Annotated in this window: 13 protein-coding genes; 2 read left to right on the forward strand and 11 right to left on the reverse strand. The window is 67.0% G+C overall.

Translation table 11 applies throughout. The annotated features are described in order from the left end of the window. Positions 1 to 4: 4 nt before the first annotated feature. The 8 genes from AAG895_RS09740 to AAG895_RS09775 all read right to left on the reverse strand — a co-directional run bounded on the left by AAG895_RS09740 (position 5) and on the right by AAG895_RS09775 (position 8,905). Positions 5 to 754, reverse strand: a complete 750-nt coding sequence (locus AAG895_RS09740) for an electron transfer flavoprotein subunit beta/FixA family protein (protein WP_345791821.1) — start codon at positions 752 to 754, stop codon at positions 5 to 7. Positions 755 to 793: 39 nt separating this feature from the next. Further along, positions 794 to 1,246, reverse strand: a complete 453-nt coding sequence (locus AAG895_RS09745; protein ID WP_345791822.1) for a MaoC/PaaZ C-terminal domain-containing protein — start codon at positions 1,244 to 1,246, stop codon at positions 794 to 796. After that, a complete protein-coding gene (locus AAG895_RS09750) occupies positions 1,243 to 2,325 on the reverse strand; it encodes an alkene reductase (protein ID WP_345791823.1) in 1,083 nt (360 codons plus the stop codon). The genes AAG895_RS09745 and AAG895_RS09750 overlap by 4 nt, the downstream gene beginning before the upstream one ends. 8 nt (positions 2,326 to 2,333) lie before the next feature. Continuing rightward, positions 2,334 to 3,101 (reverse strand): SDR family NAD(P)-dependent oxidoreductase, encoded by a 768-nt coding sequence (locus tag AAG895_RS09755; protein ID WP_345791824.1) that lies wholly within the window; start codon positions 3,099 to 3,101, stop codon positions 2,334 to 2,336. Positions 3,102 to 3,358: 257 nt separating this feature from the next. Continuing rightward, on the reverse strand, positions 3,359 to 4,744 hold the full coding sequence (locus AAG895_RS09760; RefSeq protein ID WP_345791825.1) for a DUF1329 domain-containing protein: 1,386 nt from the start codon (positions 4,742 to 4,744) through the stop codon (positions 3,359 to 3,361). 19 nt (positions 4,745 to 4,763) lie between these two features. Then, positions 4,764 to 6,428, reverse strand: coding sequence for a DUF1302 family protein (locus tag AAG895_RS09765; RefSeq protein WP_345791826.1), 1,665 nt, complete (start codon positions 6,426 to 6,428; stop codon positions 4,764 to 4,766). A gap of 187 nt (positions 6,429 to 6,615) precedes the next feature. Next, positions 6,616 to 7,659, reverse strand: a complete 1,044-nt coding sequence (locus tag AAG895_RS09770; protein WP_345791827.1) for a ferredoxin--NADP reductase — start codon at positions 7,657 to 7,659, stop codon at positions 6,616 to 6,618. A 31-nt stretch (positions 7,660 to 7,690) separates the two neighbouring features. Further along, entirely contained in the window at positions 7,691 to 8,905 is a 1,215-nt protein-coding gene (locus AAG895_RS09775) for an acyl-CoA dehydrogenase family protein (protein WP_345791828.1), read from the reverse strand. Positions 8,906 to 9,233: 328 nt separating this feature from the next. Here AAG895_RS09775 and AAG895_RS09780 point away from each other — a divergent pair, with 328 nt between their 5' ends. Both AAG895_RS09780 and AAG895_RS09785 read left to right on the forward strand, forming a co-directional pair. Continuing rightward, positions 9,234 to 10,223: a YCF48-related protein gene (locus AAG895_RS09780; RefSeq protein ID WP_345791829.1), complete on the forward strand. Its 990-nt coding sequence runs from the start codon at positions 9,234 to 9,236 to the stop codon at positions 10,221 to 10,223. Further along, on the forward strand, positions 10,220 to 12,673 hold the full coding sequence (locus AAG895_RS09785) for an efflux RND transporter permease subunit (RefSeq protein WP_345791830.1): 2,454 nt from the start codon (positions 10,220 to 10,222) through the stop codon (positions 12,671 to 12,673). Before AAG895_RS09780 ends, AAG895_RS09785 begins: the two co-directional genes overlap by 4 nt. A 91-nt stretch (positions 12,674 to 12,764) precedes the next feature. Here the strand turns inward: AAG895_RS09785 and AAG895_RS09790 are convergent, their stop codons facing one another. The 3 genes from AAG895_RS09790 to AAG895_RS09800 form a co-directional block, all read right to left on the reverse strand. Continuing rightward, positions 12,765 to 13,769 carry an AraC family transcriptional regulator gene (locus tag AAG895_RS09790; RefSeq protein ID WP_345791831.1) on the reverse strand — a complete coding sequence of 335 codons (1,005 nt, stop codon included), beginning with the start codon at positions 13,767 to 13,769 and terminating at the stop codon, positions 12,765 to 12,767. Positions 13,770 to 13,792: 23 nt separating this feature from the next. Continuing rightward, positions 13,793 to 14,425, reverse strand: a complete 633-nt coding sequence (locus tag AAG895_RS09795; RefSeq protein WP_345791832.1) for an NAD(P)-dependent oxidoreductase — start codon at positions 14,423 to 14,425, stop codon at positions 13,793 to 13,795. Positions 14,426 to 14,533: 108 nt separating this feature from the next. Further along, complete coding sequence (locus tag AAG895_RS09800; RefSeq protein WP_345791833.1) at positions 14,534 to 14,770, reverse strand: hypothetical protein; 237 nt, start codon at positions 14,768 to 14,770, stop codon at positions 14,534 to 14,536. Positions 14,771 to 14,856 lie beyond the last annotated feature (86 nt).

Consider the following 14,856-nt stretch of genomic DNA (forward strand, 5'->3'; position numbering starts at 1 on the left):
TGCCTCAGATCACCTTCGCTTCGTTACGAAGCTTGTTCACCAGTTCGGCCACGTCGGCCACCTTGACGCCGCCCTTGCGCGCCGCCGGTTCGGCATGCCGAACGTGGCGCAGGCGGGGGGCGATGTCCGCGCCCAGCCCGGCAGCGGCGATCACGTCCAGCGGCTTCTTCTTCGCCTTCATGATGTTCGGCAGGGTCGCGTAGCGCGGCTCGTTCAGGCGCAGGTCGGCGGTGACGACCGCCGGCAGCTTCAGTTCGACCGTCTCCAGGCCGCCGTCGATCTCGCGCGTCACCGCCACCACGCCCTCGCCCGGCGCCACCTTGGAGGCGAAGGTCGCCTGCGGCCAGCCCATCAGCGCGGCCAGCATCTGGCCGGTCTGGTTGGCGTCGTCGTCGATCGCCTGCTTGCCGCAGATCACCATCTGCGGCTGTTCGCGTTCGGCCACCGCCTTCAGTAGCTTGGCCACTGCCAGCGGCTGCAGCTCCGCATCCGTCTCGACCAGGATGGCGCGGTCGGCGCCCATCGCCAGCGCGCTGCGCAGGGTCTCCTGGCAGGCGGTGGTGCCGCAGCTCACCGCGACGACCTCGGTGGCCACGCCGGCTTCCTTGAGGCGCACCGCCTCCTCGACGGCAATCTCGTCGAAGGGGTTGATCGACATCTTCACGCCGGCCAGCTCGACCCCGCTCTGGTCCGACTTGACCCGCACCTTCACGTTGTAATCGACGACCCGCTTAACCGGGACAAGAATCTTCAAGGTGTTCTCCTCGCGAATATTCGTAAACTGGACGCTGGCTCAGGCCGCAAGCGGCTCGCGGCGCAGCATCACGACTTGCGCATCGAAGCTGATCACCCGCTCGTCGCGCTGGTTGAGCAGTTCGAAGCGCGAAACGAGCACGCCGCGCTCGGGCCGGCTGCCCGGACCGCGCTCGACATGGGTGACGCGGGCGCGCAGCTCGTCGCCCGCGATGCCCGGGCGATGAAAGCGCAGCTTGTCCCAGCCGCGGCCGGCGATCGAGGCCGTCTCGCCGCTGGGGATGGTATGGCTCAGGCGGATGGTCACCGAGAGCAGATGCACCCCGGCCGCGAACAGCTGCCCGATCGGCGATTTCGCCGCTGCGGCTTCGTCCACATGGGGCGGGAACGGATCCCACTCGGTGGCAAAGGCCTTGATGTTCTCGGCGGTGAGCAGGTAGCGCTCGGACGACTCGCGCGGGTCGTCGAGGACCACGTCTTCCAAGTAGATCATGCGCTCACTCCTTCGGCGACGGGGTAATCGGTGTAGCCCGCGGCGCCCGGCGTGTACAGGGTTCGGCGGTCGAAGCGGGCGAGCGCCAGCCCCTCTCGCAGACGGCGCACGAGATCGGGGTTGCCGATGAAGTCGCGCGCGAAGGACACCGCCTCGCCCTGCCCGGCCTGGAGCGAAGCCTCGGCCGCAGCGGCGTCGAAGCCGTCGTTGAGGATCAGGTTGCCGTCGAAGCCCGCGCGGGCGAGCGCGAAGGCATCGACGCCGAGCGTCTCGGCGCGCATCACGTGCGCGTAGGCCAGGTCCATGTCCTTCACCTGGCGCAGCAGCTCGGCATGGGTGGCGACGGTGTCGTCGTCCTGGATGTCGTTGTAGCTGTTGCCGACGCGAAAGCGCAGGCCCACGCGTCCGGCGCCGATTGCCGCGGCCATCGCCTGCAGGCACTCGGCCACGAATCGCACCCGATTGGCTACGCTGCCGCCATAGGCGTCGGTGCGCTGGTTGGTGCCCGAGCACATGAACTGCATCGGCAGGTAGCCGCTGGTGCAGTGCAGCTCGACGCCGTCGAAGCCGGCCTCGCGGGCCTTGATCGCGGCCTGCGCATGTTCCGCCACCACGGCGCGCACCTCATTGGTGGAGAGCGCGCGCGGCGTGTCGTAGGGCTGCATGCCGGCGCTGTCGGTGAACACCTCGCCCGCCGCGCGGAGCGCCGACGGTGCGACGGTGGCCACGCCCTCGCCCTTGATGTGGTGGCTGCCGATGCGGCCGCCGTGCATGACCTGCAGCACGATGCATCCGCCGCGCGCATGCACGGCATCGGTCACCTTGCGCCAGCCGGCGATCTGCGCGGCAGTGGCGATCCCGGGCTGACGGCAGTAGGCCTGGCCCTCGGCGCTCGGCCAGGTGCCCTCGGCGACGATCAGGCCGGCCTCGGCGCGCTGGGCGTAGTACTCGACCATCAGCTCGCCGGGCACGCCCTGCGCATCGGCGCGGTTGCGCGTCATCGGTGCCATCACGATGCGGTTGGCGAGCTCGAGCTCACCCATCCGCGTCGGGCTGAAGAGGCGGGAAAGCGCTGCCATGGCGGCGCTCACAGCGCGGTGACCAGCACCGACGAACGGCCGCCGTCGACCGGCAGGCTGGCACCGGTGATGTAGGACGCCTCGTCGCTGGCGAGGAACAGGATCGCGTTGGCGAGTTCCTCCGGCTGGCCCACGCGGCCCATCGGGATCAGCTTTTCGGTGTTCCTGCGCGAAGCCTCGTCGGCCAGCATGCCGGCGGTCGCAGGCGTTTCCACCACGGCGGGGATCACCACGTTGACGCGGATGCCGTGCGGCGCGCCTTCGGCCGCGGCCGCGCGCGAGAAATTGTCGATGGCCGCCTTGGCCGCCGAATAGCCCGCCATCCAGGGCGTGCCGAGCTGGCCGCAGATCGAGGACACGTTGACGATCGCGCCGCCCTTGCCCTTCATCAGGCGCATCGCGGTGCGCGTGCCCCAGAAGGTGCCATCGACCGAGGTGGAGAAGTTGGCATGCCAGTCGGCGGTGCTCATCTCCTCGATGCTGCCCCAGGTGTAGGCCATGGCGTTGTTCACCAGCACGTCGAGCCGGCCGTGGCGCTGCGCCGCGGCCTCGAGCGCGGCGGTGAAGCCGGCCTCGTCGCTGACGTCCGCCACCACCGCCTCGGCCTTGCCGCCGGCGGCGACGATGCCGGCGACGACCGCATCCAGCGGTTCGCGGCGCCGGCCGCAGACCACGACGGTTGCGCCTTCCTGCGCCAGCCGCTGCGCGGTGGCTGCGCCGATCCCGCTGCCACCGCCCGTCACGAACGCCACCTTGCCCTGCATACGATCTGCCATGTCCTGTCTCCTCGTGGCTGGCGCCGCGACTGGCGCGGCGCGTGAGTTGTGATTGCGCGGCCCGCCTTGTCGGCAGGCCAGCCCGCCGGACCCGGCAAGCTGCTGATCCAAGGGTAGGAAAACCGCCCCCCGGCGCCATCGTCCGATGGGACTAGCGGCAATGGACGAGCCCTTGGCGCGGCACGGAGGCAGGCCGCCAGGACAAAAAGGGCGGCAGCCCTTGCGAGCCTGCCGCCCTTCCGATGCTTCTCTCCGGATCAGAGACCGGCCCGACGCGCAGCTTCCGGACCGAAGTCCTTGTCGCTCAGCTTGCCGGTGTTCAGCGTGTATCCGCCACGTTGCTCGTTCACCAGGTTGAAGGCCAGGTAGGTCCCGGTCTGCAGGTCGTGATAGAGGCCCACGCCCGCCTGCCAGGTGTTGGCTTCATAGGCGTAGAAGTAGTTCATCATCGAGGTCCGCCACAGGCCCCCGCGGGCGTCGTAGTTCTCCGCCATCTTCATCAGCCAGCTGTCCTCGTCGATGTACATGACGCGCTTGCCGTAAAGGTGACGGTAGCCTTCCTTGAGGTTGCCCTCGAGAACCCACACGCGATGCAGCTCGTAGCGCATGAACTCGGGATTGACGTGGCCGGGCTTGATGAGGTCCTCGTACTTCACGTCCGGCGAGTGCAGCCGGTAGGTGTTGTAGGGGATGTAGAGCTCGCGCTTGCCGACGATCTTCCAGTCGAAGCGCTCGGGCGTCCCGTTGAACAGGCGCACCTCATCCACCGTGATCGATCCGCCGGTACCCGGGAAAGACATGTCGAAGCCGTAGCCGGGCGACTGCCGGACACGGCGCGTGCCCGGGTCGTAACGCCAGCTCTGGCGCGGCGCCGCCTTGTGGTTCCAGAACTCCATGCCGGTGTTGATCTCACCCTTGTCGCGCTCGGGGAGCAGCGTCTCGTTCAGGTAGAAGGACGACTGGCGACCCTCGGTGGTGCTGGTGCGCTTGCCCGGCTCGAGGTGGGGTGCGAAGTTGCGCGACTTCACCCGTCCCCAGTTCACCTTGCCGTCCGCGAGTACATAGGCGTTGTCCGAGATCAGCTCCTCGGTATACGGACGGTAGGTGAAGATCGACGAGGTCCACAGCAGCTCGAGACCGGTCTTGGGAAAGGGGAACAGGATGCCCCCGGTCGTCGCGATGACGCCCTCGCCCTCGTCTACGAGCTCGGCCTTCTCGGCATTCTCGCGGGTGACCGCGCAGACGGCATCCGGGAAGCGGAAGTCGCGCCGGCTCTGATAGACCGGCATGCGAAAGGTCTCCGGATACTTCTGGAAAAGCGCCTTCTGCCCGTCGGAGAGACGATTCGCGTACTGCGCCATGTTCGCGGCAGTGATCACGAACAGCGGCTTGTCCTCAGGATAGGGGTCGACCGGATGGCCCCCCGTACCCTTGAAGTCGACGTGCGGCGGCTTGCCCAGCCACTTCCCGCTCCACTCGGGAATCGTGCCATCGGCATTGCCGGCGCGCTCGGCGCCGACGCAGGTCAGGTCCTTGCCCAGGCGGGCGATCTCTTCGGCCGTGGCCTTGGCCTGCAGCGCAGGCGCGTGCAGCAGGGACGCTGCGGTGACGGCGAACAGCAGCCCAGTGATCTTTCCATTCATCGTGTTCGACTCCTGAGGCTCAGAAGGTGTATTTGGCATTGAAGGAAACGTAGTCGCGGTCGGCCAGGTTGCGCTGATGCACGAGACTGGGCGAACCGAGGTAGTTCACCCAGGTCAGGCCGAGAGACAGGTTCCCGAGGTACTTGAAGTCGGCGCCCAGCGTGAGCCGCTTCTCGTCACGCCCCATGCCCGAATAGGCGCTGCCCTGGACGTTCTGCGTCCAGATCGCGCGCGTGCTCAGGTCCCAGCCGCTGAAGATGCTCGGGTAATCGAAGATCGCGCCGAGGCCGACCACGGTCGAGCCACGGGTCTGGCCGTCGTATTCGTAGTTGGAGAAGGTGCCGTTCTGGCCCGGCAGACCGCCGGAGACCGTCAAGGCATCGACGCCGGTGATGCGCTGGTGCACGATTTCGCCCATCAGCGTGGTCTGGTGTGCAAGCTTGCTCGGACCGAGGATATAGATTGCGTTGAGGTTGCCCTGCAGGTAGCTGCCGCGGGCAGGCGCGCCGTTGTCCAGATACACGGGCGCACCGTCGCGATAGCTGAGGTCGCCACCGAATTGCACGGAGTCACCGATCTTGCTGCTGAGGCTGATCCCGGTCAGCTTGATGTCGTCGAAATAGCCGAGCTTGAAGTAAGGCGTGCTTCCCGGGGATGCCTCGCGACCGAAGCGCGAGAACGAGGAGTAGTTCGTCGTGCCGGTGAAGTCGAACAACAGCGCACCGACACGATCGTGGTATCGATAATGGAACAGCCCCATCTCGAGCGCGTCGCTGAGTTGATAGCGCAGACCGAGACCCCACTGGCCGGAATCCCGGGGCTTGATCTCGCCGGCGAAGTTCGCGACCCGGAAGCTGTTGTCCGGAAGGTTGGAGATCACCCCCGGAGCCAGACGCATGAACTCCGCACCCGGTCCGAAGAAATCGCTGCCGAAGAAGTCCCCAACCGGATTGAGGCGGGTCTCTTCCCATTTGTACTGGTAATAGCCGGTGAGGCTGAGCGCATCCGTAAGCGTCAGGGTCGCCGACAGCTGGCCGACCGGGAGGTAGGACTCCTTCGCCTCGGTGCCGGGCACGTTGAACTTGGTGGCATCCACCGGCAACTGGCCCTGGCTGATGTTGGGCCAGAACAGGCTCTCGCCCCAGGCCACGACGTGACGGCCAAGCTTCAGCGACAGGTACTGGTCGTTGCCGACGACCCAGTTGCCGTAGACGAAGGCATCCAGAAGCTGGGCGTCCTGGCCGCTGCGCTCGCGGGTCTTGGCGACGAACTCGTTCGCGGGACCGATCTTGTTGACCGTCGTCGGTGAGTCGTTGTCATTGCTGCTGCGATAGACCGCGTCATAGAAGATGTTGCCGCGCAACATGGCGCCGACGTTGTCGTGCTTCAGACGAAGCTCGCCCAGGGCACTGGCGCGGTTGTTAACCAGCGCACCGCGCTTGAAGTTGCGCGTCGCATCATCGCTGTTGAGGTCGTTGAGGTATTCGCCGGACGGCCGTGACGTGCGCGCCGACGCCGTGTAGGAAAGCGTCAACGACGAGTCGAGCGTGGTGTCCTCGCCCAGGTAAATGGTCTCCGCCGCGTGGGCGCCACTGCCGATGAGGGCAATCGCGAGCGGAAGCGCTCGAAACGCCAGCCCCCGCAGCGGACCCGCCCCCTCGCGGACAGGTGTCGAAAGTCTCATACCCTTGCTCCTTTCTTAGAGTTTTGTTCCGGATGGAAACTGCAGCCCGCGACGCAGCGCGCACGGGCACTACGGAAGCTGCCCGCGTGACATGCACGGAGCATCGACCATTCGGACTACGCGACGAGAATTGGCGCAGGGAGGCACCGCCGACCCTCCAGGGGGCCGGCATGCGAACCCGTGCGGATTAGCCCGGGAAGCGGACCTTGACGCGCTCGGTGGTGGGAAGCGCCTGGCAGCTCAGCGTCCAGCGCTTGGCGAGGTCCTTGGCGTCGAGCACTTCGTTGTGGCGCAGATGGACCTCGCCCTCGACGACCTGGCACATGCACGAGGCGCACATGCCGGCCTGGCAGGAATGCGGCGCGTTGATGCCGGCCTTGAGCGCGGCATCGAGCAGGGTCTCGGTGCCGCCGACCTCGAGCGTGTAGAGCTCGCCGTCGAGCTCCATCTCGACGGTGGCGCGCTCGACCGTCGCGGCCGGCGCGGGCGCCGCGGCATTGATGGCGGCGACGTCCTCCTCGTCGGGGAGCGACACGAAGCGCTCGACGTGGACCTGCTCGCCCGGCATGCCTGCCTTCTCCAGCGCCGACACCATGGCGTCCATGAACAGGCCGGGGCCGCAGATGAAGGCCTGCGCCTGCGCCCACGGCCGGGCAAGCTCGGCCAGCTGCGCGACCGAGGGCACGCCCTGCACCGAATCGAGCCAGTGGATGACCTGCAGCCGGGCCGGGTGCGCCGCGGCGAGCGCGTTGAGCTCGTCACGGAAGATCACCGAGCGCTCGTCGCGGTTGGCGTACAGCAGCCGGATCCGCCCCTGGCCATGCGCGAGCGCCGAGCGAAGGATGGAGAACACCGGCGTGATGCCGCTGCCGCCCGCGCACAGCAGGAAGTCACCCTGCAGCGAGGCGGGTGTGAACACCCCCGCCGGCGCCATGACCTCGAGCGTGTCGCCGGCGCGCACGTGGTCGCATACCCAGTTCGAGCCGCGACCATCCTTCACCCGCTTCACCGTCACCCGCAGGTGCGCATCGAGCGTCGGTGCGCTCGACATCGAATAGCAGCGCGGCAGATGACGCCCCAGCACCGGCAGGCGCAGGGTCAGGAACTGGCCGGGGCGGTACTTGAAGGTCTCGGCCAGCTCGGGCGGCACCTCGAACACGACCGACCTGGCGTCGTGCGTCTCCTCGGTCACCGCCCTCACCTTGAGGGCGTGGTAGCGCTGGGTTGTCATCGTGCGCGGCTCTCCCTGGGCGGCCAGTCGGTCAGATGTACGGATCGGCGTTGGGCAGGCCGAGCATGACCGCGCCGTACGCGCGTGCGTACGCGTCGGTGTTGTTGGCGATGTGGCCGCGCGCCTGGTGAATGTCGCGGAACACGCGCTCGATCGGGTTGCTCTTGTAGGTGCCCGATGCTGCGCACGCACGCATCAGCTCGCTGGCCGCGGTCGCGCATTGCTTGGGCACCTGCGAGGCCTGGGCGCGCTGCAGCAGGCGCTCTTCCACCGGCATGCGCTCGCCGGTGCGGGCGCACTCGACGATGCGGGCGTAGTTGCGGAACAGCACCAGCTTGAGCTGGTCGGTGGTCATCATCGCCTCCGACACCGCTTGCTGCGCATTGACGTCCTCGGCGGTCTTGGCGCCGTGCTTGCCGACGTGGGCCGCCGCGCGCTCGCGGAAGTGGGCGATGGCGCCATCGAGCGCGCCGATGCAGGCCGACGACACCGCACGCTGGAACACCTGGGTGAAGGGGATCTTGTACACCCAGCCCGGGTTGGTCTGGCGGCCGGGGCAGCCGGCGTCGCTGTGGTCGTTGGTGCGGTGCGTGCGGTGCTCGGGCACGAAGCAGCCGTCGACCACGATGTCATGGCTGCCGGTGGCGCGCAGGCCGAGCACGTCCCAGTTCTTCTCGATGCGGAAGTCCGACTTCGGCAGCAGGAAGGTGGTGTGCTCCAGCACGCCCGAGCCGTCCTTCTTCGGCAGCAGGCCGCCGAGGAAGATCCACTCGCAGTGCTCCACGCCGCTCGAGAAGCCCCAGCGCCCGGAGAAGCGATAGCCGCCCTCCACCGCCTCGGCCTTGCCGGTGGGCATGTAGGTCGAGGCGATCAGCACGCCGGTGTCCTTGGCCCAGACGTCCAGCTGCGCCTGCTCGGGAAACAGCGGCAGCTGCCAGTTATGCACGCCGATCACGCCGTAGATCCAGGCGGTGGACATGCAGCCCTCGGCAAGTGCCATCTGCACGCGGTAGAACACGCGCGGGTCGAGCTCGTAGCCGCCGAAGCGCTTGGGCTGCAGCACGCGGAACAGGCCCGCTTCCTTCATCTCCTGCACGGTCTCGACCGGCACCATCCCGGCGGCCTCGGCAGCGCGTGCACGCTCAGCCAGCCGCGGGGCCATCGCCCTGGCGCGAGCCACCAGCTCGACCGCCTCCGGCGTCATGTAATCTTCGGCCAGAATGCCGAGAACCTGATCCTTGTCCATTGCGCCCATCTCCATGACCTCCGTGATCGCCAACCAAGGCGTTTTTCGGGTGAAATCCGTGCTGCGATGGACGCAATGTTCCACACCGCACGCCGGCCATCATCGTCTGAATGGACTAACGTAAATGGCTGACCGATATAGCTTCTTTCCCTTTTGCTGCACGCACCTGCAGCAATTTCCGGGTGCCGGGCCCGGGGTCGCGGCGGGCGTCTGCATCATGAGCGCACCGTAACCCTTTTGGACGATGCCCCCCCGCGCCAAGCGCCAATAATGGCCGGACCTTGCTGCACCTCGCCGGTCGGCATCCCGAAACACACAGGAGACGCCCATGCTCGCCCCCGTCGGCATGGCCATGGCATTGATCGTCACGGCCGCCAGCATTTATTCGTTCTCACCCCGGCATGTGCCGCCGCTGCAGGAGACACGCATCCCGGTCGACCGCATGCAGCTCACCACCATCGAGCGCAGCAAGGCGGGCATCGTCGTCGCCGGCGAGCTCGGGTCCATCCTCGTCTCGTCCGACGACGGGCAGACGTGGAAGAAGGCGACCCTGTCGCAGGACCGCCAGGCCCTCATCACCCGCATCGTCTTCGCCGACCCTCAGCGCGGCATCGCCCTCGGGCATGAAGGCTGGATCCTGCGCACCGAGGACGGCGGCCTGAGCTGGCAGGAGGCGCATTTCGACGAAGCCAATGGCGAGCCGCTGATGTCGGCACGCCAGCTGCCCAGCGGCGACTGGCTTGCCGTCGGCGCCTTCGGTCGCGTGCTCCGCTCCACCGACGACGGCAAGAGCTGGCAGGCCGATCCCCTGCCCGATCTCAGTGACTGGCACCTCAACGACATCGCGTCCTCCGCCGATGGCCAGCAGTGGCTGATCGTGGGCGAGGCGGGCACCGCGCTGCGCTCGGCGGATGGCGGGCAGACGTGGCAGGTGATCGAACCCTTCTATGACGGCTCGCTGTATGGCGCGGTCCATCTGGGCGGAACGCACTGGGTCAGCTATGGCATGCGCGGCAACGTCTTCACTAGCGCCGACGGCGGGCTCTCATGGACCGCGTCCGCCGTACCCGCGCCCATCTCGCTCTACGGCCACGCCCTGCTCCCCGATGGCGAACTGCTGCTGGTCGGCCAGGGCGGAATCGTGCTGTCGAGCAAGGACGACGGCAGGACGCTCACCATCGCCCGTCGCGAAGGGCGCGCCAGCCTGACCGACATCCTGGTTTCCGGCGATGGGCGCTGGATGCTCTCGAGCGACGGTGGCCTTCAGCTGCGCGCCCCGACCGCCGCCAACACCACCCAGAAAGATGGAGCCGCATGATGACGCAAGCCCACACCATCACCCGGACCGACGCCGTCGTGGCCGTCATGGCCCGCATGTTGATCAAGTGGCGCAAGCCGCTTGGGCTGTTCTTCATGCTGCTGACGGTCGGACTCGGCTATTCGGCGCTGAACACCCGCCTCGACCCGGGCTTCAACAAGCTCATTCCGCTCAAGCACGAGTACATGGCCGCCTTCCTGGAGCACTCCGGGACCTTCTCCGGCGCCAACCGCATCCTGGTGAGCGTCGAGTGGAAGGGCGAAGGCGACATCTACAACGCCGAATTCCTGCCCATCCTGCGCAAGGTGAATGACGAGGTCTTCTTCACGCCAGGCGTCAACCGCGCCAGCGTGCGCTCGATCTTCACCCCCAACGTACGCTATATCGAGGTCACCGAGCAGGGCTTCAACGGCGACGTGGTCATCCCGGCGCGCTTCGAGACCACCGAGGCCGGCCTCAACCAGGTGCGCGCCAACGTCGCCAAGGCCGGCGTCGTCGGCCGCCTGGTCGCCAACGACCTCAAGTCGGCACTCGTCCAGGCCGACCTGCTCGAGATCAGCCCGGAGACCGGCGAACGGCTCGACTACGCCGAGGTCGCCCGCAAGCTCGAGGCCATTCGCGCCCAGTTCGCCAGCGAGAACATCGACATCCAGATCGTCGGTTTCGCCAAGGTGATGGGCGACGTGATGGAAGGCCTGTTCACCGTGGTGATGTTCTTCCTCGTCGCCTTCGTCATCACCTCCCTGCTGCTGTGGCTGTATTCGCGCTCGCTCAAGCTCACCGTGCTGGCGATCGCGGTGGCGCTGCTGCCGGTGATCTGGCTGCTCGGCATCCTGCCCCTGATCGGCTACGGGATCGACCCGATGTCGGTGCTGGTGCCCTTCCTGATCTTCTCCATCGGCGTCTCCCACGCGGTGCAGATGACCAACGCCTGGAAGCAGGACGTGCTGTCGGGCGAAACCTCCATGGAGGCCGCGGAAGGCGCGTTCCGCAAGCTCGCCATCCCCGGGATCATGGCCCTGCTCGCCAATGCGCTCGGCTTCCTCGTCATCATGGTGATCGACATCCCGATCGTGCATGAGCTGGGCCTCACTGCCTGCCTCGGCGTCGCCCTGATGATCATGACCAACAAGATGTTCATGCCGATCATCCTGTCGCACCTGCACCTCGAGCGCATGGCGCTCGACCAGCCGGTGGACAACAAGTCCAAGCACCCGACCTGGTGGAAGGTCTCGGCGCTGTCCGAGCCCCGCCCGGCGCTGGTGACCTTCGCCGTGATGCTGGTGCTGCTCGGTGCCGCCACCTACTACTCGCGCCAGCTTCTCACCGGCGACATCGGCAGCGGCGTGCCCGAACTCCACGCCGACTCGCGCTACAACAAGGACAACGACAGGATCATCAGCAACTACTCCATCGGCATGGACGTGCTGTCGGTGTATGTGGAGACCGAGAACCTCAAGGAGGCCTGCCTGAACTGGGAAGTCATGAACGCGGTGGAGCGCTTCGACTTCCACATGCGCGGTGTCGACGGCGTGCAGTCAGTGAGCAGCGTGGCCAGCCTCGCCAAGCTCTACGCGTCCGGCAACAACGAGGCCAACCCGCGCTGGGCTGCGCTGCAGCGCAGCGAGGCCGCCCTGCGTACCGGCGGCCGCGCCGCCAACCCCGAGAACGGCCTCAACTCGCACGGCTGCAAGACGATCCACATCGCCATCTACCTCACCGACCACCAGGGGCCGACGCTCAAGCACGTGGTCGACGAGGTGCAGAAGTTCATCGCTGCCGACAAGACCGCCAACGCCACCTTCCGCCTCGCCGGCGGCAACGCGGGCGTCGCCATCGCCACCAACGAGGCGGTGGAGAAGGCCGAGGTGCAGATGCTGGCCTCGATCTTCGCGTCGATCTCGCTGCTGTGCTGGCTCACCTTCCGCTCCTGGCGCGCGGTGCTGTGCGTGATCGTGCCGCTGATGCTGGTGACGATCATGTGCAACGCGCTGATGGCGCTGCTCGGCATCGGCCTCAAGGTGGCCACGCTGCCGGTGATCGCGCTCGGCGTCGGCGTGGGCGTCGACTACGGCATCTACATCTACGAGCGCCTGCAGCACGAGATGGCCGAGCATGGCTACGGCCTGCGCGAAGCCTTCTACGAGGCCATGCGCCAGCGCGGCACCGCGGCGGTGTTCACCGCGGTGACGATGTCGATCGGGGTCGGCACCTGGGCGTTCTCGGCGCTGAAATTCCAGGCCGACATGGGCATCCTGCTCGCCTTCATGTTCCTGGTGAACGTGCTCGGCGCGATCTTCCTGCTGCCGGCCCTGGCGTGTTGGCTGGGCATCGGACGGGAGAAGCCGGCCGACGTCGAGCAGCGGGCCGCGCCGGGCGGGAAAGCCCCGCACACCGGCATGATGCGCAGCGCCGAACCCGCCGCCGCGGTTCAGCCCCAGCGTTCCTGACCCGTCCCCGCACGTGAAGAGGGCGCCGACGATGCCGTCGGCGCCCTCTTCTTTATCGTCACTTCAGCCTGCCGCCCCCTGGGCTCCCGGCTCACCTGTTCTGCCTGAAGCTCCGCGGCGAACACCCGAAGCTGCGCCTGAAGGCGCGGGAAAAGCTCGTCGGCTCCTTGAACCCGACACGCTCTGCAATCACCTCCACCGGAAGATCCGTCTTCTCGAGATGGCTGCAGGCGAGCCCAAGGCGTACGTCATTGACCAGCGCCTGATAGGTGAGCCCTCGCTGCTGCAGTTTGCGCCGCAAGGTCCGCGGACTGATCGCCAGGCTGTTCGCGCACGCTTCCAGGCCAAGACCGGTCGCGACGGCGCCGACGATCTGGGTACGGATCCTGGCGACCAGGCCATCCTGGACGCCGTCGACATCGTCCGCCCGCCGCTTGCAGTGCTCGAGGTGAACACGCGCGGCGCTGGCGTTCGCCATCGGAAGGCGCGTGTGGAGGAACGCGGCATCAAAGCGCACCTGAGTGCGGGGTGCATTGAAGCGGACCGGGCAGGAAAAATACCGCGCGTAGGCATCCTGGTAGGCCGGGGGCGGATACGCGCAGCGGATCTCCCGAAGCGGGAGCACCTTGCCGGTCACCCAGTGGGTGCTCGCGACAATGCTGCCCAGCATCTCTTCGACGGCAAAGGTCGTCAGCTCGCCCAGGCCCGCCCGGGTCTCGATATCCATGACCGCCTCGCTGCCCTCCTGGTGCATGGACAGCTGGAGAAAGCGGCCACTGAAGCGACCGAGCGTGCCCTGATATTCACAGCCGACCCGGATCGCCTCGCCGTAGGTCTCGCAGCACATGATGGCGAATCCGTAGCTCTGCAAGGTGGAGATGTGACGATTGAAACCCATCGCCAGGCCCAGGCCGGGGTCGCCGCTGAGTCGCATGGCGTTGCGGACGAGCAGCAGATGCTGCGCGTCGGTCATTTCGCCGGCGAGGTCGGCCGGATCGCTGTCCTCGAGACCTGTCCCGAGCAGAAGCTGCGCCCTGCCGACCTCATAGGACTTCATGAACTCGCAGACCCAGGCCAGATAACTCATCGAAATCATGACGCCCTCCCCGGCGGACCGACCTAATACCCTGCGCTGCGATTCACGAGGCCCTCCAGGGGCGCGCCCTGCCGATAGGCCCTGACATTCCTGAGGAAGACGCCCAGCATCCTGCTCACGATGCCGACCGAGCTCCACGAGATATGCGGGCTCAGGCGCACGCGCGGATGCGCGTAAAGCCAATGGCCGGCAGGCAAGGGCTCGGGCTCGACCACATCGAGCGATGCGGCGGCCACGTGCCCGCTGTCCAGAAACGGCCGCAGCGCCGCCTGGTCAAGCAAGCTCGCGCGCGCCACGTTGATCAGATGGACGCCGGGTTTGGTCTGCAGCAGCTGGGCCTTGCCGATCAGGCCACTGCTCTCCGCGGTGGCGGGCAACGCGAGCACGAGATGATCGACCTGGGGCAGGAGGTGGTCGAGGCTCTCGATGAACTCCACCCCGGGCACCGGGCTTTCCCGATGCTGGCGCACCTTGGCAAGGACGCGCATGTCGAACGCCAGCGCACGACGTGCGACGGCCTGCCCGATGGCGCCGAACCCGAGCAGCCCCAGCGTCTTGCCCTCGAGGCCGCCCAGGTTCGCCACATACCAGCTCTGCGGCGGTTCGACGATCCAGCTGTCGGGCAGCTTCTTTTCAAAGCACAGAATCATTGCCATCACCCACTCGGCAATCGGTGACGCAGTGGCCCCCCGCGAACAGGTGACCCGCTGATCGCCGACGAGCTCGAGCGGGAAATCGTCTACGCCCGTGCCCAGGATGTGGATTCACTCGAGGCGGGGACATGCCGAGAGCAGCTCGGACGGGTTCGAGGCGCCGGCGGCGGGCGTCAGCAGCACCTCGACCTCCTGCAGCTGCGCAGGCGGCGCGCTCGAATGGACGATCTCCAGCTCCGGAGCGTTCTCCCGCAGCAGCTGGACGATACCGGGTGCATCAAGATTCAGGGCTAGTCGCATGATCATGAACTCGTGAATGGCCGCGGTGGGCAAGGGAACGCGCATCATCTGCCGAGTCCTGTGAAGGCAACAGGACACAGCGGGCCAATACCTGTCCTTAACGGCCATCAGCCGATCGGGTCGCCACCGCTCAC

This window comes from Thauera sp. JM12B12, assembly GCF_039614725.1.
Classification (GTDB): domain Bacteria; phylum Pseudomonadota; class Gammaproteobacteria; order Burkholderiales; family Rhodocyclaceae; genus Thauera.

Coding starts and splice junctions, on each gene's coding strand:
- AAG895_RS09755 (WP_345791824.1), bottom strand. CDS start 3,101: ATGGCAGATCGTATGCAGGGCAAGGTGGCGTTCGTGACGGGCGGTGGC.
- AAG895_RS09785 (WP_345791830.1), top strand. CDS start 10,220: ATGATGACGCAAGCCCACACCATCACCCGGACCGACGCCGTCGTGGCC.
- AAG895_RS09770 (WP_345791827.1), bottom strand. CDS start 7,659: ATGACAACCCAGCGCTACCACGCCCTCAAGGTGAGGGCGGTGACCGAG.
- AAG895_RS09795 (WP_345791832.1), bottom strand. CDS start 14,425: ATGGCAATGATTCTGTGCTTTGAAAAGAAGCTGCCCGACAGCTGGATC.
- AAG895_RS09790 (WP_345791831.1), bottom strand. CDS start 13,769: ATGATTTCGATGAGTTATCTGGCCTGGGTCTGCGAGTTCATGAAGTCC.
- AAG895_RS09780 (WP_345791829.1), top strand. CDS start 9,234: ATGCTCGCCCCCGTCGGCATGGCCATGGCATTGATCGTCACGGCCGCC.
- AAG895_RS09800 (WP_345791833.1), bottom strand. CDS start 14,770: ATGATGCGCGTTCCCTTGCCCACCGCGGCCATTCACGAGTTCATGATC.
- AAG895_RS09775 (WP_345791828.1), bottom strand. CDS start 8,905: ATGGACAAGGATCAGGTTCTCGGCATTCTGGCCGAAGATTACATGACG.
- AAG895_RS09745 (WP_345791822.1), bottom strand. CDS start 1,246: ATGATCTACTTGGAAGACGTGGTCCTCGACGACCCGCGCGAGTCGTCC.
- AAG895_RS09750 (WP_345791823.1), bottom strand. CDS start 2,325: ATGGCAGCGCTTTCCCGCCTCTTCAGCCCGACGCGGATGGGTGAGCTC.
- AAG895_RS09760 (WP_345791825.1), bottom strand. CDS start 4,744: ATGAATGGAAAGATCACTGGGCTGCTGTTCGCCGTCACCGCAGCGTCC.
- AAG895_RS09765 (WP_345791826.1), bottom strand. CDS start 6,428: ATGAGACTTTCGACACCTGTCCGCGAGGGGGCGGGTCCGCTGCGGGGG.